Here is a 24,484-nt window from a genome sequence, read left to right on the forward strand (position 1 = left end):
GGATTTGTCTTGCAGGTCAGGGCGTGACAATATCTCTGTCGCAACAGCCCGCGCGGTTAGCTCAGCGGGAGAGCGCTTCCCTGACACGGAAGAGGTCACTGGTTCAATCCCAGTACCGCGCACGTGAGAGTGCCCCGGCCGTCCTCGGCCGGGGCACTTCTTCTGTGCGGGGCGGCTCAGCTGCCTCTGTCAGCTCAACTGAGCGCAGAGGCACGGCTCATGACGAGAAGAGCATGTGGCCGAAGCCGCGCTTGTGGCCGTGCTTGTGGTGGCCGTGATGCCCATGTTTGCCGTGGTGCTGGGCACCCCAGGCCGGGGCTGCGGGATAGGCCTGCGGCGGGGCGTGGCCCTGCTGGCCGTAGGGTGCGGCCGGCGGCGGACCCGGGGGCTGCTGCCACTGGGACTCCAGCCTTGTGAGCGATTCGAGTTCACCGTAGTCGAGGAAGATGCCGCGGCAGCCGCCGCACTGCTCGATCTGGACGCCGTTGCGGTTGAACGTCTGCATCGGGGCACCGCACTTGGGACACTGCATATGCAACTTCTCCTCCACACCCGTGAATTCACCGCTCGGCTAAGGCAAGTCAAGCCTAAGGCCCGTTTCGTCCGGTTGTCCTGGTGCGGCGGCGGCCACTATTCGTCCGCAGGCATCCACGCATGCCGATTCGGCTTCGTCCAGGGAACGTCCGGCGGCGTGCGCCTTGGCGACGGCGAGTGCCGCCGTCTGTACGGTCAGGGTGCGCGCGGGGGCGTCCAGCCGGGGCCAGGGGTCGAGGTGGGCCGTGCCGGACCCGGCCTGGTAGGCACCGAGAAAGGTGTTCCAGGACGCGGTCGGCAGCAGCCCGGCGGCATACCAGGCGGCGGGCCGGGCGAGGTCCCACGCCGGATCGCCGAGCCCGAGGTCGTCGACGTCGATGAGCTGCCAGACGCCGCCGGTCCCCGGCTGTCTGACCAACTGGCCCAGATGGAAGTCGCCGTGGCAGAGCGTGCCGGTGCGTGACGGCTCCGGCGGCTCCTCGTTCCGGCACCAGGCGGGAAGCGTCGCCCAGGCGGCCTCGGCTGCCCCGGACGCCGCTACGAGGGCCGGAGCGGCGGCGCCGCGGCCCAGCGCGGCACGCATCCGGCCGACTGCCCTGGCGGCCTTCGCCGGACCGCGCATCGCGGGCAGCGGGCCGGGCAGTTGCGCCGAGAGCGCGTCCGGCGGCACGGAATGCAGACCGGCGAGCAGGGCGCCTGCCTCCTGCCAGGGGGCGGAGCCGGGGGCATCGGGGTCGACGGGGACGCCGCGCGGCCAGAGCGTGGCCGGCCGGTCGCCGTCCAGCCGCAAGGGGCGTACGTCACGGGTCCGTTCGGCCGGGAGCCCGCCGGGCGCGAGCGGCGCCAGCATGATGCCGGCGAGGCGCGGGTGGGCGGCGACGCGCAGCCGTACGGTCAGGTCGGCCGTGCCTGCGTCCGTGGCGGGCGGATGTGCCTTGGCGACGAGGCCGCCGAAGGCGACGACCGTGCCGTCGGGACGGTCGGCGAGGACGACCGGTGCTGGTGCGGCGGACTGCGTCGGTCGCGGCCCGGCCGCCTCCTCCACGAGGGCGCACAGCCGGGCGGTCAGCGTGGGTGTCGTCGGCACCGTCCCCCCCAGCGACTCGTGCGGCGGCGCCGACTCGTGCAGGGACCGCAGCGGCCTGCAGACGATCGTACGCATGGCGGACGCTCATGCGTGAGGTCCGGGCAGCTCCCCAGCTGCCCGGACCTCAATGCCGTCCGTCGCACCCCCGTCCCCACGGGGCTGATGGCCGGGTCATCCCCGACTCGGGCCGCTCTCCCGAGCCCGGAGCACCGTTCAGTGCCCCAGCATTCCGGCCACGGACGACGCCTGTGTGATCACCGCCTGCACCGCACCGAAGGCGATGGCCAGGACGATGGCCAGCGGCAGCACCATGGCGGCCGCCACCAGCGGATGACGACGGCCGCTCGCACGCGTGCCGATCGCGGCGATCGCCACCAGCCGTCCCCGTGCTCTGCGTACCGCGCGCTCTGCCGTGTGCGCCATGATCCGCTCCCGTCGTCTCCTGGGGCGGCGGGCGACTGACCTCGGGGGACGAGTGCTTCGCCCGCCGCTTGCAAGAAGACTAGGCGGGCGGCGGGGACCGGGCGTCATGCCCGCGTATCGACTGAGGGGCCTCCCGCAGGATGACAGCGGGACCGGCCGGATACTCCCCAGGGTGGAGGCCGACACCACCGGCACGAGGGTCTTCCCGGAAGGGTGTGCGCACACGGGACGTGACGGGGCCGCGCGCAGCGCGCCCCAGGGGCCTCCCCTGCAGGTCGCACGCCGGTGGGAGGGGTGCGCCCGTTCGTCCGAGGGGAAGGTTCACCAGGCGATGTGAGCAGGTGACTTCGCTCACCACGGCTGTCCCGGCCGGGGCCCGACACCTCGTCAAGTCCCGTCGCCGGGCCGTGGGTACGCAATGGGCGGGCGGCTCGTCCGGCTGGGCGGCCCAAGAACCGGCCAGAGCGTTACCTGCCGTCAAGTCACGTGTGCGGAAGGGGTGTTGACCTGCACCGAGTCGGCTCCCGCCGGGCCGGGCACGCCAGTTGGGAGCGGACAGGCATGGCTCATGCGGCCGGGGCAAAGCGTACGGCGCCTCGTGCGCGGCCTGTCGTCGCCGCGTGGCAGCAGTCCGTAAGCTGTGCCTCGTCAGACGGACGCGCTGGGAAACGACCAAGGGCTCCCCGGCCACCGGCTGGGGACTCCCCGCCGGAGGCAGGGGAAGGGCCCACCACCTCAGGCAGGGGAACGACATGGCGATGATGCGGCTCCGACGCGAGGATCCGCGAGTCGTCGGCTCGTTCCGGCTGCACCGGCGCCTCGGCGCCGGCGGCATGGGCGTGGTCTACCTCGGTTCCGACCGGCGGGGGCAGCGGGTCGCGCTGAAGGTCATCCGTCCGGATCTCGCCGAGGACAAGGAGTTCCGCTCGCGCTTCGCCCGCGAGGTCTCCGCCGCGCGCCGCATCCGTGGCGGTTGTACGGCCAGGCTGGTTGCGGCCGATCTGGACGCGGACAGGCCGTGGTTCGCCACGCAGTACGTGCCGGGCCCCTCGCTGCATGACAAGGTGAGCGAATCGGGCCCGCTTCCGGCGAGCCAAGTCGCTTCCATCGGGGCGGCGTTGGCCGAAGGGCTGGTCGCCGTGCACGAGGCGGGCGTCGTACACCGTGACTTGAAGCCGTCCAACATCCTGCTCTCGCCCAAGGGCCCGCGCATCATCGACTTCGGCATCGCCTGGGCCACGGGCGCGAGCACGCTGACGCATGTGGGCACGGCCGTGGGCTCGCCCGGGTTCCTCGCACCCGAACAGGTACGGGGCGCACTGGTGACCCCCGCGACGGACGTCTTCGCACTGGGCGCGACGCTGGCGTACGCGGCGACCGCCGACTCCCCCTTCGGGCAGGGCAGTTCAGAAGTGATGCTGTACCGCGTGGTGCACGAGGAGCCTCAGCTGGAGGGCGTGCACGCTGCGCTCGCTCCGCTCATCCACGCGTGCCTGGTGAAGCTGCCCGAGGAGCGTCCGAGCCCCCTCCAGCTCTCCCTCCGGCTCAAGGAGATCGCGACGCGCGAGGCGCGCGGCCTGTCGGAGCAGCCGGGCGGAACGCCGGGTGCCGACGCCGGGAGCGGCGCCTCGCACGGTTCCCACGGCTATTACGGCTCCGACGGGGCGGGGGCAGCGGACGGCCGGGGCGTCGCGGGCGGCGGTTCCGCGAGCGGAGGGCACCCGCCGGCCGCGCGGGCCACGGGCACCGGGACGAGCGCCAACAGGCCGTTCACCTCCGGTGGTTCGGCAGGATCACCGGCTCGCGGCGGGGCGGGTCCGGTTCCGCGGTCGAGGCCGCCGGGCGACCGGGGCCGCCTGCGGCGCTCCGAGGAGCGAGGACGGCAGCGGCCGGCCCAGGCGCCCCGTCAGGAGCGGGAGCGGCACCGCGAGCACCACCGCGACCACGGAAGTCAAGGGGCGACCGGCGTGTCGGGGTCCTCGGCCACCGCGGGCGGCTCCTCGTCAGGCGGGCCGGGCGGTCATGCGGGCTCGCCCCGCACTTCGGCACCGCGTAACGGCGACCGCGCCACCGGAGCCGGAGCCGGGAGCCGCCCCACGGCGCGGACGGCCACGCGCGCCGGCGGCGGCAACGCCGCGGGACGCGGGGGCCAGGCGCGGCGGCAGGGCGCGGCAGGGCGCGATCAGGGGCCGGGCTCCGCGCGGCGCGGAGCGGACCGGAGGCTGCTGCGGCAGCGGCTGATCGTGTTCGTGACGGTCACCCTGCTCGTGGCGCTGGGGATCGCGGCGGCACAGGGCTGCCAGGGGCCTGCGCGCGGCCTGGGCAGCCATCCGGCTCCCGCACCGGCGGCACCGGCTGACAATGCCCCGGTCCAGGGGGCTCCGGCCGGCGGCTGACACCGCAGGACCGAGGCTGAAGCCGAACCCCCTCTTACGCGCCTCTCCTTACGCGTCTCTCCTCACGCGACCCGGGTCACGTCCTCGTCGCCGCGTAGAAGGCGACCGCCGCGGCAGCGCCGACGTTGAGCGAGTCCACGCCGTGCGCCATCGGGATGCGGACCCGGTCGTCGGCGGCCCTCATCGCCCGCGCGGACAGGCCGTCCCCCTCGGCGCCGAGCAGCAGCGCCACCCGCGGCAGCCGGTGTGCCCCGATGTCGTCGAGCGGTACGGCGTCCTCGTCCGGAGTGAATGCGAGCAGCCGGAAGCCTGCCTCGCGAACCGGCTTCAGTCCGCCGGGCCATGTGCCGAGCCGCGCGTACGGGACCGAGAAGACCGCGCCCATCGACACCTTGACGGAGCGCCGGTAGAGCGGGTCGGCACAGGACGGGGAGAGAAGCACCCCGTCCATGCCGAGCGCCGCCGCGCTGCGGAACACCGCCCCGATGTTGGTGTGGTCGTTGACCGCTTCCATGATCACCACACGCCGGGCCGTGGCCAGCAGGGCCCCGGGCTCCGGCAGGGGCGTGCGTCCCATGGAGGCCAGGGCACCACGGTGCACGTGGTAGCCGGTGACCTGCTCGGCGGCCTCCGGGCTCATCACGTAAGCGGGTGCCCGCACCTGATCGAGCACGTCCCGCATGACCGGAAGCCACTTCTCGGAGAGCAGCATCGAGCGCATCGGATAACCGGCCTGGGCGGCACGGCGGATGACCTTCTCGCCCTCTGCCACGAACAGGCCCTCGGCGGGCTCGCGTCTGCGGCGCAGCTCGACGTCGGTGAGGTCCGTGAAGTCGGACAACCGGGGGTCGGCGGGGTCGTCGACGGGGATGATGTCAGCCACGGTTGACTTCGGCTCAGCTTCCGTTTCCGTTTTCGGCCGGGTCTTCGCGGGGGGCGGTGCTCCCGACGGAGACCACGTCTCCGACGACGATGACCGCGGGCGGCCGTACGCCTTCCGCGGCCGAACGCTCCGCCACCGTCGCCAGCGTGGCGTCGACGCGGCGCTCCCCCGCCATCGTCCCCTCCTGCACGACGGCCACCGGCGTAGCGGCGTCCCTGCCGTGCCGCACGAGGGTCTCCGCGATGGCGCCGATGCGTTCCACCGCCATCAGCAGTACGAGGGTGCCGCGCAGGCGTGCCAGCGCGGGCCAGTCGACGAGCGACCGCGGGTCGTCCGGGGCCACATGGCCGCTGACCACCGTGAACTCGTGCGCGACTCCCCGGTGGGTGACCGGGATGCCCACGGCGCCCGGGACGCTGACGGCGCTGGTGATGCCGGGCACGACGGTGACCGGGACGCCCGCCTCGGCGAGCTGCTCCGCCTCCTCCATGCCACGGCCGAAGACGAACGGGTCGCCGCCCTTGAGCCGCACGACGGACCTTCCGGCCTTGGCGTGCTGGACGAGGGCGTCGTTGATGGCCTCCTGCGCCATGGCGCGTCCGTAGGGGATCTTCGCCGCGTCGATCACCTCGACGTGCGGGGGCAGTTCGGCCAGCAGGTCACGCGGTCCGAGCCGGTCCGCGACGACGACGTCGGCCTCCGCGAGCAGCCGCCGGCCGCGCACCGTGATCAGGTCCGGGTCGCCCGGGCCGCCGCCGACGAGGGCCACTCCCCCGGTACGGCCGCGGTGCCGGGGCGCGCCGAGCGTACCGTCGTGCAGGCCTTCGACGACCGCGTCGCGGACGGCCGCGGAGCGGCGGGGGTCGCGGCCCGTCAGGACGGCGACGGTGACGCCCTCGCTCTGACCGGTGGCCGGGGTCCAGGCGGTGGCGGCCGAGGCGTCGTCGCTGCGTACGCACCACACGCGGCGGTCCTCGGCCTCGGCGGAGGCCGCCTGGTTGGTGGCGGGGTCGTCGGTCGCGATCAGTGCGTACCAGGCGCCGTCCAGGTCTCCGCCGGTGTACGGGCGCTGCCGCCAGGTCAGTTCGCCCGCGTCGGCCATGGCCTCGACGGAAGGGGTCACGGCGGGGGCGATCAGCAGCACGTCCGCGCCGGCGGCCAGCAGTGCGGGGAGCCGCCGCTGGGCGACGACGCCTCCGCCGACGACCACCACGCGGCGCCCGACGAGGCGGAGGCCGACGGGGTAGGCGGGGTGGTCCCTCCCGGCGCCGGGCCGGGGAGCGTCCCTGGTTTCCGTCCCGTTTCCGTTCGTCGGGGGCTCGGGCTCGGACATGCGCGTGCGGCTCCTTGCTTGCGGAACGGGCCGCTACGGCGCTGGAGCGGCGGAGGAAGTGCGTGTGCGGTGGGGACATGCCTCGCGTACAGACTATGGCGCGGGAGGTGCGGACGCTGTTCCGCGGATCACTGCAGGACGGCGCGGGGCCGGAGGCAGGACGACCGCACGCGGTGACGGGGGTCCGGGCCGGTGGCGGCGCCGTCCGCCCGCGCACGCAGGGGAGGCACAACAGGCGAGCACGCGCGCGGACCCGGAGGCGCGGCAGGGCATGGCGCGGTGACGCAGCCCGCACCTGCCGGGCGGACACGCCCCTTCTCAGCCCTTGCCAGTGACTCCCGCCGAGTCGAACGTCGCGACCTCGTGCATGGCACGCGCGGCGCTCTGCACCATCGGCAGCGACAGCAGGGCGCCCGTGCCCTCCCCCAGCCGCAGGTCCAGGTCGACCAGCGGGCGGAGCCCGAGCTTGGTGAGAGCGGCCACGTGCCCGGGCTCGGAACTGCGGTGCCCCGCGATGCACGCGGCCAGGGCCTCCGGCGCCACGCAGCGCGCGACCAGGGCGGCGGCACCCGCGCTGACTCCGTCGAGGATCACCGGCGTACGGAGGGACGCGCCGCCGAGGATGAGCCCGACCAGCGCCGCGTGTTCGAGCCCGCCGACGGCCGCCAGCATCCCCAGCGGATCCTCCGGATCGGGCTGGTGGAATTCGAGAGCGCGGCGTACCACTTCGACCTTGCGTGCGTGCGTCTCGTCGTTGATGCCCGTGCCGCGGCCGGTCACCTCGGAAGGGTCAGCGCCCGTGCACGCGGCGACGAGCACCGCGGAGGCCGTGGTGTTGGCGATGCCCATCTCACCTGTGAGCAGCGCCCTGTTGCCCGCGGCGACAAGGTCGCGTGCGGTCTCGATGCCCACCTCGACGGCGCGCAGCGCCTCCTCACGGGTCATGGCAGGACCCTGTGTCATGTCGGCGGTGCCCGCGCGGACCTTGCGCGGCAACAGGCCGGGCGTGGAGGGAAGTTCGGCCGCCACGCCGACGTCGACGATGCAGACCTCGGCGCCGACCTGGTTCGCGAACGCGTTGCAGACGGCGCCGCCGCCCAGGAAGTTGGCGACCATCTGGCCCGTGACCTCCTGCGGCCATGGCGTCACTCCCTGGGCGTGCACCCCGTGGTCCCCCGCGAAGATCGCGACGGCGGCGGGCTCCGGGAGCGGTGGCGGGCACTTGCGTGAAAGGCCGCACAGCTGCGCGGAGATGATCTCCAGCATGCCGAGCGCACCCGCCGGCTTGGTCATCCGCTTCTGCCGCTCCCACGCCTCACCGAGCGCCTTGGCGTCCAGGGGACGGATGGCGGCGACGGTGTCGGAGAGCAGGTCCTGCGGCTCGGCACCGGGCAGTACACGGCGTCCGTACGACTCCTCGTGCACCACCCAGGACAGCGGACGGCGCTTGGACCAGCCGGCCTGCGCCAGTTCGGGCTCGGGCGGGAACTCGTCGACGTAACCGACGCACAGGTAGGCGACGACCTCCAGGTGCTCGGGCAGCTCCAGCGCGCGGACCATCTCACGCTCGTCGAAGAAGCTGACCCAGCCGACGCCCAGCCCCTCGGCGCGGGCCGCCAGCCACAGGTTCTCCACGGCGAGCGCCGAGGAGTACGGGGCCATCTGCGGCTGTGTGTGACGGCCGAGGGTGTGCCGGCCGCCACGGGTCGGGTCCGCGGTGACGACGATGTTGACGGGGGTGTCGAGGATCGCCTCGATCTTCAGTTCCTTGAACTGCTTCGCCCGCGCCTTCGGCAGGGACTCGGCGTACGCGTGCCGCTGGCGCTCGGCCAGTTCGTGCATGGCGCGCCGGGTCTCCTCGGAGCGGATGACCACGAAGTCCCAGGGCTGGGAGTGGCCGACGCTGGGCGCGGTGTGGGCCGCCTCCAGGACGCGCAGCAGCACCTCGTGCGGGATGGGGTCGGGGCGGAATCCGTTGCGGATGTCCCGGCGCTCGCGCATCAGACGGTGTACGGCCTCGCGCTCGTCGTCGGCGTAGCCAGGGGCGGGCGGGCCCGTCGGGGCAGGAGGAGCTTCGGGCTGGGCCTCGCCCGCACTCTCCGGGGCGTCGGTCCCGGTCTCCGGGCCGGTCTCCGCTGCTGCCCCCGCCTCGGTCTCCGCTTCGTCTCCGGGAGCCGTTCCCGTACCGGCGGCCGTGGCAGGGTCCTCATCAGCCGCATCCGGCCCGGGTGCCGGTGCGGCGGCGGATGCGCTGCCCTCCGCGGCGTCTTCGCTTATGAGATCGGCGGGTACTGGCACGGCTGCGACCTCCGCCTGCTGTGCCTCCCCGGCGGCGGGAGCGGACCCGGGTGCCGTGCCGGGCGCGGCTTCAGCCCCGGCTTCAGTTCCGGGCGCGGGCGCGGACTCCGCCGCCGCGACGTCCTGCGCGGCGGCGGGCTCCGGCTGAGGCCCGGCCTCCACGGCTGCGTGCTGCCCCTGTCTCGGCACCGTGGCCTCTGCCTCGGGCTGCGGTGGTCCCTCCGTGAGGTTCTGCGCGCCGCCGTCCCGGGCGACACCCGTGGCGCCGCCCGCCTGGGCCTGGGGGCTCTGTACTGCCGCTGTCGCGACATGCCGGGTCTGCTGGGCCGGGATACCGGCGATGTTCTCGGGCGCCGGAGCGGTACCGGACCCGGCCTGTGCGGCTTCCTGAGCCGGTGCGGCTCCTTCGCCCGCCTCCACCGCAGGCTGCTGGGCAGGGATCTTCGCCTCCTCCGCCACCGGTGCGGCGTCCTCCGCGCGCGGCAGCTCCCCGGGCGGCGGTGTGGCCGAACCGTCACCGTCAACAGGCGTGACGGTACCGGGCTGTTGGGGTTCGATCGCCTCCACCGCAGTCGAACCCGGGGAAGAGACCCACGTGTTGCCGGTGCCGGTGCTCTCGTTGCTGCTCTCGTCCTTCGCGCGGCGGTGCCTGCGTTTGCGGCCGCCGCCGGAACGGGACGCGGCAGTCTGCTCGTCCTGCGTTCCGGCTGACGGCGTCGCGGCCGCCGGAGCCGATGCCGCAGCCGCGGCATCTCCGGGTTGCCGCACCGCGGCTTCGGGCCCGGCGGGCCCGGCCTGCTCCTGCGCCGGGGCGGGCTGAGGAGCGTTCCCCTGCGCGGACGCGGCCAGTTGGGGACCGGCGAGCGCCATGGCTTCCTGGGCCCGGACGGGTGCCTCCGCGTCACCTGACGGACTGCCGCCGGCCGCCCACGCCTCGTTCTGCGGTGGCAGCGCACCGAGTTGAGGCCCCGGGAGCGGCTCGGGGTTCTCCTGTGTGAGATCCAGATACTCGGGGCCGCCCGCGGTGGCGTCGTCCCGCCGCGGGGTGCTGTCGTACCCATGAGCGGACTCGCCCTGCTGAGCGGTGACTTCGGGCTGCCGCTGAACCTGCGGCTGTGCCTGCGCGGGCGGCTGCGGCACCGCCTTCCGGGACTGCGCGGAAGGTCCTGGCGCAGGTCCCGTGGCTGGGGCGGCGTTCTGCGCGGACCCGCCCGGCCGGCCGCCGAGCCCGCGGTCGGAGAGCGGACGCACCGCCCCCGACTGCTCCGGCTCGGGCGGCCCCAGGTGGAGCGGACGGCGGGGAGGCGTCCGGTCGCGTGGCGTCCCCTGCGCCGGAGTGGTGGTCTGCTGATCTTCCGGGTAGGCCGCCCGGACCGAACTGGCGTCGATCGCGCCGGAGTCACGCCCGTCCGTCTCGTGCGGACCGGGCACGTGGGCGGTGGTGCCGGGGGCGGGCTCGTACTGCTGCGCACCTGTCTCCGGCTGCGGCTGGGGCTGCTGCTGCAAGGGCGGCTGCTGTGGCTGGTAGGCGTCCATGTGCCCGTAGAACTCCTGCGTGTACGGGCCCTGTTGCACGTAGGGGTCCTGCTGGGCGTACGCGTCGTGCTGGGCGTACGGGTCCTGTTGCGCATATGGGTCCTGGCCGCCCGGGACCTGCGGCTGCGGCTGGGCGCCTGCGGAGGCCTGCGGGTCGTGCCACGCACCGTGCGAGCCCGGCAGCAGCAACTCCGGGCCGGCGGGGGCGGCTTCGGGAGTCGCCGCATCGCCGAAGCCTGCGTCCGGTGCCGCGTAGGAGTAGCCGCCGTCCACCGGAAGACCCGGCTGTCCGCCGTCCGGCTGCCCGCCTGCATTCTCCGGCTGCCCCTCACCCGGGATCTGGCCGGTGTCAGTCATGCGTACCCCTCGCGCATCGGTAGTGCTTCTTCCAGCCCTGCGGACAGCCGCCTGGCTTCGTAGATGAAGAACGAGCGCGCACCAGGTGCGGCACGTTCTCCCCCACGCGCCGTCCGGACATTGACGGACGAACCCTCAACACCGCACGGCGGCACAACGATCCGTCAGCCTACCCGGGGCTGAGCTGACCTCCGTCCCCCGAAGGGTGAGAAACAGCACTTCGTCGTGGTCCGTCACGAACTGGCCACAGAGGTTCAGGTCCGGACACCGGCCAGCAGAAAAACGACAGCTCGTTCACTTTCCACCCACTCCGTGGTGTCCAGCTCGACGGACTGAAGCAGGGCGCATTCCACGGCGTAACCGCCTTCCGCGAGCGCCCTCCCGACGGCCTCCGCCTCGTCCCGTGTCGCAGCATGAGTGACGATGCGGCCCGGGCGTCTGTCGGCGACGGCCGCGACCGTGGGGACGCCTCCTCCGCCCACGCGCACCACGTCCGGCTCCGGCAGATCCTCGAGGACCTGCGGAGCCGTGCCGTGCACGGTGTCCAGCTGTACGCCGAACCGACGCGCCGCGGCGGCCGTACGGGCGCAGGCGTCCAGGTCGCGGTCGACGGCGATGACGGCGGCGCCGAAGCGTGCGGCCTCCACAGCCAGGGCGCCGCTGCCCGCGCCGATGTCCCACACGAGGTCGCCGATGCGTGGCCCGAGCCGGGCGAGCTGGCCGGCGCGCAATTGCTGCGACTCACTCGCGCGCACGGGTGCGGCGGCACGCGCGAGGCCGCCTCGACCGGCCTCACCGGCTTCGGCCGCCTCGCCGGCCTCGGCGCTCCCGCCGTCCGCGTATCGGGACAGCGGGAGTGCCCAACCCCGTACTGCGGGCGGGTAGTCCGTACCGTGCGCGGCGAGCCATCCGCCGCCGTGCGCACCCTGCCCGGGCGTGCCGTTGCCGGCTCCCGTGCCCGTGGGCTGCGGCGGGGCGGGTGCCGTCGAACCGCCCGCCACGATCACGACGTTCGGGTCGCGCCAGGTGTGGTCGGCGACCTTGTCCGAGGTGAGGACCGTGACTTCCTCCTGCGACGTGCCCAGGGCCTCGCAGATGACGAAGGTACGGTGCACCGGCCCGAGCATCAGCGCGAGTTCGGCGGGGCCCGCACCCGGGGAGGTGAGCACGCCGACCTTCGTGTGGGCCCGGCACACGTTGACCGCGTGCCGCAGCGTACGGGAGTTGGCGACCACGAGCTGCGCGTCGTCCCACGGCATCCCGGCACGGGCGAAGGCGGCGGCCATCGCGGAGACTGCCGGGACGACCTCCACCTCGAGACCGTGTTCGGGATCGCGCAGCGTTCGTACGACGCCGAAGAAGCCGGGGTCGCCGTCCGCGAAGACGACGGCGGTGCCGCGGTGGCGAGCGATGCGCCGCGCAGCCAGGGAGACGCTGCCGAGCTGGATCTGCTCTGCGTGCGGCGGGACTTCGGGCATCCGGAGATGGTGTGCGGCACCTGCGACGAGCGTGGCCGCGCCGAGGGCGGAGCGGGCGGCGCCTGACAGAGGCGAACCGTCCCACCCGATCACGGTGACGCGGTCTGCCATCGGTGCGTCTCTCCTGGGCTCGTCGCAGGTCGGGGCTCGTCGAGCCTACCTCTGCGGCGGCCTGGGGCTAAGGCCGGGGCGGACGGTTCCGGATATGCGGGCGTACGACGGAATTCGTGCAGCCTGTCCGCCCGTTCCCCAATCCTCGCCGCGATTTCGCCTCCGCCTCCGCCGGCCCGCCACGACTTCCCGCTGAGGCTTCCGGTCCGCGGCACACCGTGACGCGGAACCAGCCGGGGCTCTACCGCGGTGAGTGCAGCCAGTCCGGGTACGGTGCGTAGCCGCCGGCGTCGGCCAGCTCCTCCTGGATGCCTTCCAGATCCTCGGGCAGCAGGCTCCACACGAGCAGATCGGTGCGGATCTCCGCCCAGCCGCCGTCCTCTGTGCGGGTGCGCGCTATCCAGGCGTTGCGCAGCACCCCCTCGCTGATGCAGCCGAGCTTCTGCGCGACCTGCTGCGCGGCGGTATTGTCCGCGGCCGTGCGAAGCTCCATCCGCTCGAACTTCTGGTCCTGGAAGAGCCATTGGGCCAGCGCCAGCACCGACTCGGAGGCGTAACCCTCGCCGCGTGCCCAGGGCGCCGTGACGTAGCCGACCTCGGCGGCCAGGACGCGCCAGTCTGTGTGGCCGAGCTGGACCATGCCGACCAGGCGCTGGGTGAGGAACTCCGTGACGGCGAAGACGATGCCGTCACCCTCGGTGCGCACCGCGGGCGCGCGCCGCAGGATGAACTCCCGTGCGTCGGCGTCCCGGTAGGGCACCGGCACGGTGGTCCAGGCGGCCACCAGCTCGTCACGCATCATCTCCGTGAGCGAGGGCACGTCCGCTTCCTCGAACGGGCGCAGCACGAGACGGTCCGTGCTGATCGAGACGTCCGGAAAGGTCGAAGTCATGTGCCGCTCCATACGGATCGAGGGGCTGGGGTGTCGCTCCCCAGAAGACCACCGCGCGGTCTGCAGGCCGCTCTGGGTGGACCGCCGGCGGGGGTCCTGGGTGCACCAGACGATTGCCGCAGTGCACAGCATGCAGCATCGGACGCGGTGTGCGCAGTGCCGGAGATCCCTTCGCAGGCGGGACGCGGCGCGGCATACCGACTTGTCGATACGGGGACCTGCGCACGGGCGGCATCCGGCATGCATCCGGCGTGCATCCGGTCGAGCCGCACTTCACCGGTCCCGGACGCCGGGGCGTACGGCACCCCTTCTAGACTCGCGGGGTGTTCACCCCGCTCACCGTCGCTCTCGCCGTGGCGGCGCTCGCCCTGGCCGTCTGGTGCGGCTGGGCGGCCTACCGCGACCAGCCCACCAAGGACTGGCACTTCATCGGCATGGCCGTGGTGTCGGTGCTCGCCCTCGCACAGCTCGCGGTCGGCATCGTGCGGCTGGCAGGCGGAGAGGACGCCGCCGAGGGAACGGTCATCTTCGTGGCGTATCTGGCTGCCGTCGCGGCCTGCGTACCGGTGGTGGGCCTCATCTCGCTGACGGAGCGCACCAAGTGGGGCTCACTCACCGTCGCCGCCGGGGCAGTCGTGCTTGCGGTGCTCCAGGCGCGGCTGCACGAGATCTGGGGAGGCGGAGGTGGCGCCTGAGACACCGCCGCGGGAGCCGCGGGACCCCGGCGGCGGTCCGTCAGACTCCGACGCCACCGCCCGGCGGGCTTCGAACGCACCGGCGCGGAGCGCGGGCATCGGCAAGGGCCCCGGCACACTGCTCGTCACCCTCTACGGCATCTTCACGGTCGGTGCCGCCTCCCGCTCGGCCGTGCAGCTTGCGACCCGTTTCGACGAGGCGCCGCTGGCCTATCTCCTGTCTGCCGCGGCGGCCCTCGTGTACGCCTTCATCACCCTGTCACTCGTACGGGGAGGCGAGAGGGCGCGCAGGGCCGCGCTCGGCTGCTGCTGCGTGGAGCTGCTGGGCGTGCTGACGGTGGGCACGTGGACGCTCGTGGAACCGTCCGCCTTCCCGGACGCCACCGTCTGGTCGGACTACGGAATGGGCTACCTGTTCATTCCGGTGATCCTGCCCGTGACGGGGCTGCTGTGGCTGCGCCGGTCCCGTTCACACGGCGGCCCGGCCGCCGTCGGTGACTGACCGCCGCAGGAGCACCGCGCGTACGGGCTTCGCCAGGCCGCCGCGGAGGCCCCGTCAGGGGCCCCACTGCCGGACTCAGGCGCTTGCGCGGACAGCCGCAGAACCGCCAGGGCCCCCTGCGGCGCCGCCGACGTCCTTCGTCATCGACGTCAGCTTCACCTGCCGGTCCTTCCCGGTGCTGCCGGTCGTGGTGTAGCCGTACTTCCGGTACAGCCGGAGGTTGCCCTCGCTGCGGTGGCCGGTGACGAGCTGGTAGCGCTTGGCGTCACGCTCGGCCGCCAGCCGGTCCTCGATGGCGGCGAGGAGCCGCCCGCCCAGACCGTGCCGCTGCAGCCGGGGGTGCACGCAGAGCCTGTCGATCCGCGCTGTGCCGTCGTCGTCGACCGCGCCCCGTACCGAGCCGACGACCTCTTCGCCGAGGCGCGCGACCAGCACGCAGCCCGCTGCCATCTCGGCGCGCAGCCCTTCCAGGGTCTGGGTGAGGGGAGCGATGGCGTAGTCGCCGTAGGCTTCCGCCTCGCTCTGGAAACACAGGTACTGGAGCTTGAGGATTTGCTCGGCGTCGCCGTCGACCGCCGCAGAGATGGTCACGCTCATGCCCATGTGCGCCCTGCCTCCCCTTGTCATGGTGCGTCCGGGCTCGGGCCGGATGTACGAGGGTGGCCGTGCCCGGACTGTCTGCCCTGATGTGACGCCGATTGCTTCCCGCAGCATTCCCCCAAGTTCACCTGGCGCAATCCGACGCCGCGAGCATTGTGCGCAGGCAACCCAGACATCGGGAACGAACCGGGCCGAGGCTGCCCTGTGACATTCCCAACTCGCCTGCGATCTCGGGGTAGGTGAGGTCCCTGCCGGAGAACAGCGCGCGCATCAGCGCCGGGCACGGCCCTGGAAGACGGGCGACGGCGGCGGCGAGCAGGCGCCGCTGCTCGACGGCGAGGACGGTGACTTCCGCCGCCGGGGTGGACGGCAGGCCGCGACCGGGCAGCGGGATCTCCAGTGCCGCACGGCGCCGGGCGCGGCGTGCCTCGGCCCGTACGGCACGGCGCAGCCAGCGCGCGGACGGTGCGGCGCCGTCAGCAGCGCCTGCGACGGCCCGTCCGGACCTTCGGGCCTCCAGCCAGCGCAGCCATACCGCCTGTTGCAGGTCCTCCGGGTCCTCGCCCGCCGCTGCCGCCTCCGCGGCGCATTCGGCGGCGAGGAGCCGCCGCAGCGGACCGGGCGGCAGCGAGGGTTCCGGTACGCCGGTTGCGGCGTGGGCTGATCGGTCGGCCGAGCGGTCGGCTGAGCGGTGGTCCATGCCGGTCGCAACGCCCCGGAAGCGGGCCGCGGTTGCCGTACGGCGGTGATGCCACCCCTGTGGGTGACTCCCCCGGAGCCTCCGGCCTGGGGTCGACCCCAGGCCGGAGCCTTCGGCTCCGGAGGACTCAGCGGGAGCGGAAGTCCTCCGCCGCGAGCAGTCCGGTGTCGGGGTTGTCGGTGAAGATGCCGTCGATGCCCGTCTTGAAGTAGGCGCTGAAGGCCCCGAAGGCGTCGCCGTACGCGTTCGGGTCCGTGCCACGCCGGAAGTCGGCGGGCAGGAATGTGTTCTCGTTGCGCATCGTGTACGGGTGCAGCACCAGGCCGCGTGCGTGCGCGTCCCGTACGAGCGTCGTCGGCTCACCGAGGCTGCCGTCGGGGTTCTTCGGGATGACGAGGTCGACCACGGGACCGATGCCGTCGGCGAACCGCGCGATCCACTTCAGCCCCTCGGGCTTGACCAGGTCGGCGACGGTCCGCGGATCGCCGGCCTCCACGAAGTCCCAGGGCCGCGAGGCGGGCGCGTCCAGCAGGCAGACGCCGGGGCAGCGGACCAGCTTCTTCAGCTTCTGGATGCTGCTGGGCTCGAAGGACTGCACGAAGTTCGGCGAGTCCTCGCGGTGGCGTCCGTACTTGCGCAGAAGCTTCGCCAGCCGCGGCTCCAGTTCCAGGCCGAGCTTGCGGAAGTAGGTGGGGTGCTTGGTCTCGATGTGCAGCCACACGGGGCGGCCGCGGCGCTTGCCCTCCTTGTGCGCCCACTTGAGGACGTCCTCGAAGAGCGGCACCTCCCAGCGCCCGTCGTAGAGCGTGTTGCGCTGACGGGTCTGCGGGATGCGTTCCTTCGCGCGCAGCGTGTGCAGTTCGGCGAGGGTGAAGTCCTCGGTGAACCAGCCCGTGAGGTCCTTGCCGTCGACCTTCTTGGTCGTCTTGCGCCCGGCGAACTCGGGATGGTCCGCGACGTCGGTGGTGGCGGTGATGTCGTTCTCGTGACGGCAGACGAGATGCCCGTCCTTGGTGGGCACGAGGTCCTGCTCGATCACGTCCGCGCCCATGTCCAAGGCGAGTTGGTAGGAGCCGAAGGTGTGCTCGGGGCGGTAGCCGCTGGCGCCCCTGTGAGCGACGACGGCCGGTACCGGCAGCCGCCCTCCGTGCCGGTCCTTCCCGCGTCCCCCGCTCCTGTCGTCCGCGAGCGCGCTCCCGCCCGTACCGACCGCGGCGGCGCCCGCGGCGCCCAGCACGGCCGCTCCGAGCACGAGTCTCCGACCCGGCTGCTGCTCCTGTCCCATCGGCTCTCCTCAGCTCGTCCCAGATCTGTCCCGTCCGGCCGAACGCGGTGGTCCGGCGGACGACTGGCTGATCGTAGGTCGGCCATACGTACGGAAGGGAGGCGTAGGGCCGAACATGCGGGAAACACGGCCAAGATGACACTCCGACGCACTCCGGCACGGCACCGAGAGGCGGCGAAGAGACGGTATTCCGTGTCAACTCCGTGTATCGGTCCGATGACCCCGGTGTGCGCACCGCCGAGAGCGGCAAGTATCGTCCTCACCTGCGCGGGTTCGCGCGCGACCGTCACCGACCGGAGGAACCGTTGTCCCGTTTCCGTCTGATCAAGGCACTGCTCGGCCCGCTGCTGCGGGTGCTGTTGCGCCCGCAGGTGGAAGGGGCGGAGCGAATTCCCGGTTCCGGCCCGGTGATTCTCGCCGGCAACCACCTCACCTTCATCGACTCGATGGTGCTGCCTCTGGTCACGCACCGTCAGGTGTTCTTCATCGGCAAGGACGAGTACGTGAAGGGCGGCAGCCTCAAGGGCCGTCTGATGGCGTGGTTCTTCACCGGCGTCGGCATGATCCCCGTGGACCGCGACGGCGGACGGGGAGGCGTCGCGGCCCTGATGACAGGGCGCCGGGTGCTGGAGGAGGGCAGGATCTTCGGCATCTACCCGGAGGGCACCCGCTCCCCCGACGGCCGTCTCTACCGCGGCCGTACCGGCATCGCCCGTCTCGCGCTGATGACCGGGGCACCCGTCGTGCCCTTCGCGATGATCGGGACGGACTCCATCCAGCCCGGCGGAAAGGGCCTGCCCCGCCCGGCGCCCGGCCGCCGCATCGCCGTGCGCTTCGGCGAACCGCTGGACTTCACGCGCTACGAGGGCATGGACCGCGACCGTTACGTGCTGCGCGCCGTGACGGACGAGGTGATGAGCGAGGTCATGCGCCTGTCCGGGCAGGAGTACGTGGACGTGTACGCGACGAAGGCCAAGGCCGCCTGACAGAGGCACCACCGGCGGCGCCACCGAGCAGACACACGGGAGCGCCCGGCCCGCAGCGATGCGGTCCGGGCGCTCTCCGTGTGTCTGCCGGGTCAGCTCGGTCGGCTCTGCCCGGGGGGCGCGGCGCTAGGCGGGCCAGGTCCCCGTCAGACCGCGCACGCCGGTCGCGCCTCCACGGTGGATGACCGCCTTGACCACGCCGGCGATCGCCCCTTTGAGTGCGACGGCCGGCAGGATCTCCTTCAGGCGCCGCTCCTCGTCGCCGGCGTCCGGTGCGTCGTCCTCGTGGGCGACGGCCTTCCAGACCTTGCTGAACAGGGCACTGGCGATCATGCCGCCGAGCAGGCCGAAGAGGATCCCGAAGGGTTTGTAGAGCAGCTTGACCACGCCGCTCACCTCTTCCCGTGTTTCCCGCACTTCCAGTGCTTGCCGTGCATCCAGTGCTTGCCGTGCGTTCCGTGTTTGCCAGGCGTTCCGTGCTGCCGGTGCAGGATCAGATATGCCGCCAGGGCGGCGGCGCCGACGGCACCCACGGCTGCCATCGCAGCGCCGGGCTTGGCGAAGCTGCCGTTGGCGGCCTTCTCCGCCGTGTGCTGCATCCTGACCTTGGCCTCGTTCGCCTCGAACAAGGCCTTGGACTTGGCGTGCGCGGCCATCTCCCGCGCGTGCGCCTTCACGTCCGCCTTGCCCGCCAGCTCCGCGACCGTCTCCGCCAGCTGTTCGCGGGCCTGCTCCACCTCCGCCCGCAGCTGCTGACTGTCGGTCGCCGTGCCGGACTTGCGCGTCATCGGTGGGCTCCTTCCCTGATCGCATCGACATCCGCCTTCACACTGTCGATGGTCCTCTCGGGTTTCGGCGGGGCGGCGGAGCCCAGCTCATGCTTCCCCGCCAGCGCCAGCACACCGGCCACCAGCAGCAGCCCGCCGGCGACGATCAGGGCCGCGGCCCATACGGGCAGCGCCACGGCTATGCCCGCGATCGCCGCGAAGACCAGCGCCCACAGGGCCAGCAGCCCCATGACCGCCGCTCCGCCGAACATGCCTCCGCCGAAGCCGGCGCGCTTGCCCTTCTCCTTCATCTCGGCCTGCGCAAGACGCATCTCGCTGCGCACCACGTCGCTGAGCTGCTGCGAAGCCTGCTTGGTCAGCTCGGCGACGGTGCTGTGGTTCGTCTCTTCCGGCCGGTGACGCACAGATCCGATCATCGCGTCTCGCCTCGCTTCTCATCGGGGGGCCATCCGGGTGCCCTCCCGCCGGGCGACTACGCGTACGGACGCATCAGCGCCGGTCAGCGGCCCATTCGCGCTGCTCGGCGAGATCTTTCCGTACCTCTGCGAGCTGGACGGCCACCGCTGCGGGCGCGGTGCCGCCACGGCCGTCACGGGAGGCCAGCGCGCCTGGAACGGTGAGGACCTCGCGCACCTGCGGGCCGAGGTGCGGGGAGATCGCGGCGAACTGCTCGTCCGTGAGCTCGTCCAGCTCGATGCCGTCGCGCTCGCAGGCCTTCACGCACTCCCCCGCGACCTCGTGCGCGACCCGGAAGGGGACGCCCTGCCGCACCAGCCACTCGGCGATGTCCGTGGCCAGCGAGAACCCGGCAGGTGCCAGCTCCGCCAGCCGGTCCCGGTGCACGGTCAGCGTGGCGAGCATGCCCGTGAAGGCGGGCAGCAGCATCTCCAGCTGGTCGCAGGAGTCGAACACGGGCTCCTTGTCCTCCTGCAGGTCGCGGTTGTACGCGAGCGGGAGGGCCTTGAGGGTGGCGAGCAGCCCGGTGAGGTTGCCGATCAGGCGGCCGGACTTGCCCCGGGCCAGCTCGGCGATGTCCGGGTTCTTCTTCTGCGGCATGATCGACGAGCCGGTGGAGAAGGCGTCGTGGAGCGTGACGAAGGAGAACTCCTTGGTGTTCCAGAGGATGATCTCCTCCGCGATCTTCGAGACGTCGACGCCGGTCATGGCCGTGATGAAGGCGAACTCGGCGACGAAGTCCCGGGAGGCGGTCCCGTCGATCGAGTTGGCTGACGAGCCGTGCTCGAAGCCGAGGTCGGCGGCGACGGCCTGCGGGTCGAGGCCCAGCGAGGACCCCGCAAGCGCGCCGGAGCCGTACGGGGAGACCGCCGTACGGGCGTCCCACTGGCGCAGCCGCTCCGCGTCCCGTGAGAGGGCCTGTGCGTGAGCGAGCACGTGGTGGGCGAAGAGCACGGGCTGGGCGTGCTGGAGGTGGGTGCGACCCGGCATGGCTACGTCGGGGTGTGCCTCGGCGAGGCCGACGAGCGCCTCCTGGAGGTCGGCGAGGAGCCCGCCGAGGATGCGGGCGTGATCGCGCAGGTACATGCGGAAGAGCGTCGCGACCTGGTCGTTGCGTGAGCGTCCCGCGCGCAGCTTGCCGCCAAGGTCCGGCCCGAGCCGCTCCAGCAGGCCGCGTTCCAGGGCGGTGTGCACGTCCTCGTCGGCGATGGTGCCGGTGAAGGTGCCGTCGGCCACGTCGCGCTCCAGCTGGTCCAGCCCGCCGGTCATCTGCCGGAGCTCTTCGGCGGTGAGCAGTCCGGCCTTGTGCAGCACGCGGGCGTGCGCGCGGGAGCCGGCGATGTCGTAGGGCGCGAGCCGCCAGTCGAAGTGGACGGAGGCGGAGAGCTTCTCCAGCGCTTCGGACGGCCCGTCGGCGAAGCGCCCGCCCCACAGCCGTACGTCCTGGTCTGCGGCCGCGCCTGGGGTCTGCGGCGCTTCGTTCCCGGTCATGGGGGTGCTCTCCTTGGTGCTCGGTCGCAGACCGCCTCCCCGCCGGGTGCGGCGGGGAGGCGGGTGAAGGTCGGTGCGTACGGCCCTGATGCCGGGCCGGGGACCGCAGACTACTGGGCCAGGTCCCGCTTCGCGGCGATCTTGCTGGACATGCCGAAGAGCTCGATGAAGCCCTTGGACATCGACTGGTCGAAGGTGTCGCCGCTGTCGTACGTCGCGAGGTTGAAGTCGTAGAGCGACTGCTGGGAGCGCCGGCCGGTGACGACGGCCCGTCCGCCGTGCAGCGTCATCCGGATGTCGCCGCTGACGTGCTCGCTGGCCTCGTCGATGAAGCCGTCCAGGGCGCGCTTGAGCGGGGAGAACCACAGGCCGTCGTAGACGAGTTCGGACCACCGCTGCTCGACCTGCCGCTTGAAACGGGCCAGTTCGCGCTCGACGGTCACGCTCTCCAGCTCCTGGTGCGCGGTGATCAGCGCGATGCCGCCCGGGGACTCGTACACCTCCCGGGACTTGATGCCCACCAGCCGGTCCTCGACCATGTCGATCCGGCCGACGCCGTGGGCGCCCGCCCGGTCGTTCAGCTGCTGGATCGCCTGCAGGACGCTCACCGGCTTGCCGTCGAGGGCGACGGGGACGCCCTTCTCGAAGGTGATGATCACCTCGTCGGCCTCGCGCGGGGTCGCCGGGTTCTCGGTGTACTCGTAGACGTCCTCGATCGGGCCGTTCCAGATGTCCTCCAGGAAGCCGGTCTCGACTGCCCGGCCGAAGACGTTCTGGTCGATGGAGTACGGGGACTTCTTGCTCGTCGCGATCGGCAGGCCCTTGTCCTCGCAGAAGGCGATCGCCTTGTCCCGGGTCATGGCGTAGTCCCGGACGGGGGCGATGCACTTCAGGTCGGGGGCGAGGGAGGAGATGCCGGCCTCGAACCGCACCTGGTCGTTGCCTTTGCCGGTGCAGCCGTGGGCGACCGTCGTGGCGCCGTGCTTGTGCGCGGCGTCCACCAGGTGCTTGACGATGGTGGGCCGGGACAGGGCGGAGACCAGCGGGTAGCGGTCCATGTAGAGCGCGTTGGCCTTGATCGCCGGGAGGCAGTACTCGTCGGCGAACTCCTCCTTGGCGTCCGCCACTTCGGCCTCGACGGCACCGCAGGCGAGTGCGCGCTTGCGGATGACGTCCAGGTCCTCGCCTCCCTGGCCGACATCGACGGCGACGGCGACGACCTCGGCCCCGGTCTCCTCGGCGATCCAGCCGATGCAGACGGAGGTGTCAAGGCCGCCGGAGTAGGCGAGTACGACGCGCTCAGTCACGGGGTTCTCCTTACAGTGCATACGCTGATGGGCATAAGTATGCACTCTCCCGTATGCTTCGTCAACGCGCCTGGTCAGAGGCTTGCGAGGGGCCTGAACAAGGTTCCGCGGGCGCCGCCCGAGGCGGTGGCCGTCTCAGCCGGAGCCGCCGCCGAGCTCCTCACGGAGCACCGCCGCGTGGCTGCGCTCCAGCTGCTCCTCCTTCACCGAGGTGAGCAGCGTCAGCGTCCCGCCGTCCGCCCGTTCACGGAGCCGGTCCAGGGCCTCACGGGCCTCCGGCTCCGCCAGTTCGGCCCGGTAGCGCTCGGCGAACTCGGTGAACCGTCCGGGGTCGTGGGCGTACCACTTGCGCAGCTCGGTCGAGGGCGAGACCTGCTTCGCCCACTCGTCCAGCCGTGCGTCCTCCTTCTTCATCCCGCGCGGCCACACCCGGTCCACGAGCACCCTGAGCCCGTCCTGACGGGGCCTGGCCGCCTCGTACACGCGCCGCACTCTCACACGCCTCGCCTGTGTCATGCCTCAAGGGTGGAACGGCGGCGGGCGGACCGCACGGTCGGTGACCTGACGCGGGAGGCCGGTGCCCCTCCCGGCACTAGTGCTCCTTCTGAGCCAGGTTCAACAGGTGGCCCGCGAGGGCCTGCCCGCCGTCAGGGGCGCGGCTGATGAGCAGGAGCGTGTCGTCGCCGGCGATCGTGCCGATGATGTCGTGGACGCCCGCCTGGTCGATGGCCGAGGCGAGGAACTGCGCGGCGCCGGGCGGCGTGCGCAGGACCACCAGGTTCGCCGACGCCTCGGCGGAGATGAGGAGTTCACCTGCGAGGCGCGCCATGCGGGCCTCGCTCGCGGACTCGCCCAGCGGAGCCTTCGGCGTACGGTCCCCGCCCTCGCTGGGGACGGCGTAGATCAGCTCGCCGCCGGTGTTGCGGATCTTCACCGCGCCCAGCTCATCCAGGTCACGGGAGAGCGTGGCCTGCGTGACGGAGAGCCCGTCGTCGGCGAGGAGCTTGGCGAGCTGGCTCTGGGAGCGCACCGGCTGCCGGTTGAGGATGTCGACGATGCGCCGGTGCCGGGCAGTGCGGGTCTGCGGTACGGCCTGGCCCCCGTAACCGTTGCCCAGCTCCCCCTCATGCGCGTACTCCTCGGTCATCGGCCCGGTCCCCTTCGGCTCATGCGCTCGTCTCCCCGCCGTCCACCGCGTCCAGGACCGCGGGGAGGGCCCCGAGGAGAGCGTCCACCTCGTCCTCGGTGACGATCAGCGGCGGAGCGAGCCGTACGACATCCGGCGCGACCGCGTTGACCAGGAACCCCGCATCCTGAGCCGCTTGTTGCACGTGCGGTGCGACGGGCTCGGTGAGCACGATACCCAGCAGGAGTCCCGCCCCGCGGACCTGCTCGACGAGCGGATGTCCGATCGACCAGATCCCGTCACGCAGCCGCTCCCCCAGCCGCCGGGCACGCGCGGGCAGTTCGTCCTCGGCGAGGGTCCGGAGCACCGCCAGCGCAGCCGCACAGGCGACGGGGTTGCCGCCGAAGGTGGAGCCGTGCTGACCGGGCGTCAGCAGCTCCGCCGCCTGACCGAAGAACATCGTCGCGCCCAGCGGAAGACCGCCGCCGAGTCCCTTGGCGAGGGTGATGACGTCCGGTTCCACGCCCTGTGCCTGGCACGCGAACCAGTGGCCGGTACGTCCGATACCTGTCTGGATCTCGTCGATGACGAGGAGCGTCCCGGTGGCACGGGTGATGTCGCGTGCGGCCGCGAGATAGCCCTCGGGCGGCACGACGACGCCGTTCTCCCCCTGCACCGGTTCGATGATCACCAGCGCCGTGTCCGTCGTGACGGCGGCGTTCAGCGCGTCGGCGTCGCCGTAGGGCACATGGGTCACCTCGCCGGGCAGCGGCTCGAACGGCGCCTGCTTCGCGGGCTGTCCCGTCAGCGCGAGCGCTCCCATGGTGCGGCCGTGGAAACCGCCCTCGGTGGCGACCATGTGCGTACGGCCGGTGCGCCGCCCGGCCTTGACGGCGGCCTCGACGGCTTCGGCACCCGAGTTGCAGAAGAAGACCCGGCCCTCGCGGCCCGTCAACTCCAGCAGCCGCTCAGCCAGTTCGACGGGCGGTTCGGCGATGAAGAGGTTGGAGACGTGGCCGAGCGTGGCGACCTGGTCGGAGACCGCTCGTACGACAGCGTCGTGCGCGGTGCCCAGCACGTTGACGGCGATGCCGCCTGTGAAGTCGGTGTAGGCGTTGCCCTGCGCGTCCCACAGGGTGGTGCCGTGACCGTGCGTCAGAGGTATGCGCGGAGTGCCGTAGTTGTCGGTCATGGCCGACTGCCAGCGGTCTGTGAGCTCG

The 24,484-nt window shown here is 72.4% G+C and carries 23 protein-coding genes and 1 tRNA gene; 5 read left to right on the forward strand and 19 right to left on the reverse strand.

What is annotated here, in order from left to right:
- Positions 1-50 precede the first annotated feature (50 nt).
- Positions 51-122, forward strand: a tRNA-Val gene (locus tag AN215_RS01870).
- Positions 123-217: 95 nt separating this feature from the next.
- On the opposite strand, the gene AN215_RS01875 is transcribed toward AN215_RS01870, so the two are convergent.
- The 3 genes from AN215_RS01875 to AN215_RS01885 form a co-directional block, all read right to left on the reverse strand.
- Positions 218-532 (reverse strand): TFIIB-type zinc ribbon-containing protein, encoded by a 315-nt coding sequence (locus AN215_RS01875; protein WP_070012587.1) that lies wholly within the window; start codon positions 530-532, stop codon positions 218-220.
- A gap of 39 nt (positions 533-571) precedes the next feature.
- A complete protein-coding gene (locus AN215_RS01880; RefSeq protein ID WP_079122599.1) occupies positions 572-1,696 on the reverse strand; it encodes a phosphotransferase family protein in 1,125 nt (374 codons plus the stop codon).
- Positions 1,697-1,834: 138 nt separating this feature from the next.
- A complete protein-coding gene (locus tag AN215_RS01885; protein ID WP_070012586.1) occupies positions 1,835-2,044 on the reverse strand; it encodes a hypothetical protein in 210 nt (69 codons plus the stop codon).
- Between the two features lie 752 nt (positions 2,045-2,796).
- Between AN215_RS01885 and AN215_RS01895 the strand changes: the two genes are divergently transcribed.
- A complete protein-coding gene (locus AN215_RS01895) occupies positions 2,797-4,440 on the forward strand; it encodes a serine/threonine-protein kinase (RefSeq protein ID WP_079122600.1) in 1,644 nt (547 codons plus the stop codon).
- Positions 4,441-4,516: 76 nt separating this feature from the next.
- Here the strand turns inward: AN215_RS01895 and AN215_RS01900 are convergent, their stop codons facing one another.
- The 5 genes from AN215_RS01900 to AN215_RS01920 all read right to left on the reverse strand — a co-directional run bounded on the left by AN215_RS01900 (position 4,517) and on the right by AN215_RS01920 (position 13,328).
- Positions 4,517-5,323, reverse strand: coding sequence for a TrmH family RNA methyltransferase (locus AN215_RS01900; RefSeq protein WP_070012584.1), 807 nt, complete (start codon positions 5,321-5,323; stop codon positions 4,517-4,519).
- Positions 5,324-5,336: 13 nt separating this feature from the next.
- Positions 5,337-6,656 (reverse strand): uroporphyrinogen-III C-methyltransferase, encoded by a 1,320-nt coding sequence (cobA, locus tag AN215_RS01905; RefSeq protein ID WP_079122601.1) that lies wholly within the window; start codon positions 6,654-6,656, stop codon positions 5,337-5,339.
- A 318-nt stretch (positions 6,657-6,974) separates the two neighbouring features.
- Entirely contained in the window at positions 6,975-10,847 is a 3,873-nt protein-coding gene (gene cobT / locus AN215_RS01910) for a nicotinate-nucleotide--dimethylbenzimidazole phosphoribosyltransferase (RefSeq protein WP_070031088.1), read from the reverse strand.
- A gap of 254 nt (positions 10,848-11,101) precedes the next feature.
- A complete protein-coding gene (gene cbiE / locus AN215_RS01915) occupies positions 11,102-12,436 on the reverse strand; it encodes a precorrin-6y C5,15-methyltransferase (decarboxylating) subunit CbiE (protein ID WP_070012582.1) in 1,335 nt (444 codons plus the stop codon).
- A gap of 241 nt (positions 12,437-12,677) precedes the next feature.
- The gene (locus tag AN215_RS01920) at positions 12,678-13,328 is read right to left on the reverse strand and encodes a GNAT family N-acetyltransferase (protein WP_070012752.1); all 651 of its coding nucleotides are present in this window, start codon (positions 13,326-13,328) and stop codon (positions 12,678-12,680) included.
- 323 nt (positions 13,329-13,651) lie between these two features.
- On the opposite strand from AN215_RS01920, the gene AN215_RS01925 reads away from it, so the two are divergent.
- Entirely contained in the window at positions 13,652-14,023 is a 372-nt protein-coding gene (locus tag AN215_RS01925; RefSeq protein WP_070012581.1) for a hypothetical protein, read from the forward strand.
- A gap of 97 nt (positions 14,024-14,120) precedes the next feature.
- Positions 14,121-14,525, forward strand: coding sequence for a hypothetical protein (locus AN215_RS01930; RefSeq protein ID WP_107374264.1), 405 nt, complete (start codon positions 14,121-14,123; stop codon positions 14,523-14,525).
- Between the two features lie 75 nt (positions 14,526-14,600).
- On the opposite strand, the gene AN215_RS01935 is transcribed toward AN215_RS01930, so the two are convergent.
- The 3 genes from AN215_RS01935 to AN215_RS01945 form a co-directional block, all read right to left on the reverse strand.
- Complete coding sequence (locus tag AN215_RS01935; RefSeq protein WP_070012579.1) at positions 14,601-15,128, reverse strand: GNAT family N-acetyltransferase; 528 nt, start codon at positions 15,126-15,128, stop codon at positions 14,601-14,603.
- A 121-nt stretch (positions 15,129-15,249) separates the two neighbouring features.
- A complete protein-coding gene (locus AN215_RS01940) occupies positions 15,250-15,825 on the reverse strand; it encodes a sigma-70 RNA polymerase sigma factor region 4 domain-containing protein (protein ID WP_070012578.1) in 576 nt (191 codons plus the stop codon).
- Between the two features lie 127 nt (positions 15,826-15,952).
- On the reverse strand, positions 15,953-17,110 hold the full coding sequence (locus AN215_RS01945; protein WP_070012577.1) for a glycerophosphodiester phosphodiesterase: 1,158 nt from the start codon (positions 17,108-17,110) through the stop codon (positions 15,953-15,955).
- A 305-nt stretch (positions 17,111-17,415) separates the two neighbouring features.
- Here AN215_RS01945 and AN215_RS01950 point away from each other — a divergent pair, with 305 nt between their 5' ends.
- Complete coding sequence (locus tag AN215_RS01950) at positions 17,416-18,096, forward strand: lysophospholipid acyltransferase family protein (protein WP_070012751.1); 681 nt, start codon at positions 17,416-17,418, stop codon at positions 18,094-18,096.
- Between the two features lie 126 nt (positions 18,097-18,222).
- On the opposite strand, the gene AN215_RS01955 is transcribed toward AN215_RS01950, so the two are convergent.
- The 8 genes from AN215_RS01955 to AN215_RS01990 all read right to left on the reverse strand — a co-directional run bounded on the left by AN215_RS01955 (position 18,223) and on the right by AN215_RS01990 (position 24,456).
- A complete protein-coding gene (locus AN215_RS01955; protein ID WP_070012750.1) occupies positions 18,223-18,483 on the reverse strand; it encodes a DUF4235 domain-containing protein in 261 nt (86 codons plus the stop codon).
- A gap of 5 nt (positions 18,484-18,488) precedes the next feature.
- Positions 18,489-18,884 (reverse strand): DUF3618 domain-containing protein, encoded by a 396-nt coding sequence (locus AN215_RS01960; RefSeq protein WP_070012576.1) that lies wholly within the window; start codon positions 18,882-18,884, stop codon positions 18,489-18,491.
- Positions 18,881-19,300 (reverse strand): phage holin family protein, encoded by a 420-nt coding sequence (locus AN215_RS01965; protein ID WP_070012575.1) that lies wholly within the window; start codon positions 19,298-19,300, stop codon positions 18,881-18,883. Before AN215_RS01965 ends, AN215_RS01960 begins: the two co-directional genes overlap by 4 nt.
- A gap of 73 nt (positions 19,301-19,373) precedes the next feature.
- On the reverse strand, positions 19,374-20,831 hold the full coding sequence (argH, locus tag AN215_RS01970) for an argininosuccinate lyase (protein WP_070012574.1): 1,458 nt from the start codon (positions 20,829-20,831) through the stop codon (positions 19,374-19,376).
- Positions 20,832-20,941: 110 nt separating this feature from the next.
- Positions 20,942-22,138 carry an argininosuccinate synthase gene (locus AN215_RS01975; RefSeq protein WP_070012573.1) on the reverse strand — a complete coding sequence of 399 codons (1,197 nt, stop codon included), beginning with the start codon at positions 22,136-22,138 and terminating at the stop codon, positions 20,942-20,944.
- 135 nt (positions 22,139-22,273) lie between these two features.
- A complete protein-coding gene (locus tag AN215_RS01980) occupies positions 22,274-22,654 on the reverse strand; it encodes a DUF488 domain-containing protein (RefSeq protein WP_070012572.1) in 381 nt (126 codons plus the stop codon).
- A gap of 76 nt (positions 22,655-22,730) precedes the next feature.
- Positions 22,731-23,285 (reverse strand): arginine repressor, encoded by a 555-nt coding sequence (locus AN215_RS01985; RefSeq protein WP_070012571.1) that lies wholly within the window; start codon positions 23,283-23,285, stop codon positions 22,731-22,733.
- A 19-nt stretch (positions 23,286-23,304) separates the two neighbouring features.
- Complete coding sequence (locus AN215_RS01990) at positions 23,305-24,456, reverse strand: acetylornithine transaminase (protein ID WP_070012749.1); 1,152 nt, start codon at positions 24,454-24,456, stop codon at positions 23,305-23,307.
- Between the last annotated feature and the right edge of the window lie 28 nt (positions 24,457-24,484).

It is taken from the genome of Streptomyces abyssalis, assembly GCF_001751365.1.
Lineage (GTDB): Bacteria > Actinomycetota > Actinomycetes > Streptomycetales > Streptomycetaceae > Streptomyces > Streptomyces abyssalis.

Bases quoted from the DNA above. Each gene is read 5' to 3' on its own strand.
- AN215_RS01990 (WP_070012749.1), bottom strand. From the start codon at position 24,456: ATGACCGACAACTACGGCACTCCGCGCATACCTCTGACGCACGGTCAC.
- argH (WP_070012574.1), bottom strand. From the start codon at position 20,831: ATGACCGGGAACGAAGCGCCGCAGACCCCAGGCGCGGCCGCAGACCAG.
- AN215_RS01875 (WP_070012587.1), bottom strand. From the start codon at position 532: ATGCAGTGTCCCAAGTGCGGTGCCCCGATGCAGACGTTCAACCGCAAC.
- AN215_RS01895 (WP_079122600.1), top strand. From the start codon at position 2,797: ATGGCGATGATGCGGCTCCGACGCGAGGATCCGCGAGTCGTCGGCTCG.
- AN215_RS01920 (WP_070012752.1), bottom strand. From the start codon at position 13,328: ATGACTTCGACCTTTCCGGACGTCTCGATCAGCACGGACCGTCTCGTG.
- cobT (WP_070031088.1), bottom strand. From the start codon at position 10,847: ATGACTGACACCGGCCAGATCCCGGGTGAGGGGCAGCCGGAGAATGCA.
- AN215_RS01885 (WP_070012586.1), bottom strand. From the start codon at position 2,044: ATGGCGCACACGGCAGAGCGCGCGGTACGCAGAGCACGGGGACGGCTG.
- AN215_RS01940 (WP_070012578.1), bottom strand. From the start codon at position 15,825: ATGGACCACCGCTCAGCCGACCGCTCGGCCGACCGATCAGCCCACGCC.
- cobA (WP_079122601.1), bottom strand. From the start codon at position 6,656: ATGTCCGAGCCCGAGCCCCCGACGAACGGAAACGGGACGGAAACCAGG.
- AN215_RS01960 (WP_070012576.1), bottom strand. From the start codon at position 18,884: ATGACGCGCAAGTCCGGCACGGCGACCGACAGTCAGCAGCTGCGGGCG.
- AN215_RS01965 (WP_070012575.1), bottom strand. From the start codon at position 19,300: ATGATCGGATCTGTGCGTCACCGGCCGGAAGAGACGAACCACAGCACC.
- AN215_RS01985 (WP_070012571.1), bottom strand. From the start codon at position 23,285: ATGACCGAGGAGTACGCGCATGAGGGGGAGCTGGGCAACGGTTACGGG.
- AN215_RS01935 (WP_070012579.1), bottom strand. From the start codon at position 15,128: ATGGGCATGAGCGTGACCATCTCTGCGGCGGTCGACGGCGACGCCGAG.
- AN215_RS01945 (WP_070012577.1), bottom strand. From the start codon at position 17,110: ATGGGACAGGAGCAGCAGCCGGGTCGGAGACTCGTGCTCGGAGCGGCC.
- AN215_RS01980 (WP_070012572.1), bottom strand. From the start codon at position 22,654: ATGACACAGGCGAGGCGTGTGAGAGTGCGGCGCGTGTACGAGGCGGCC.
- AN215_RS01880 (WP_079122599.1), bottom strand. From the start codon at position 1,696: ATGCGTACGATCGTCTGCAGGCCGCTGCGGTCCCTGCACGAGTCGGCG.
- cbiE (WP_070012582.1), bottom strand. From the start codon at position 12,436: ATGGCAGACCGCGTCACCGTGATCGGGTGGGACGGTTCGCCTCTGTCA.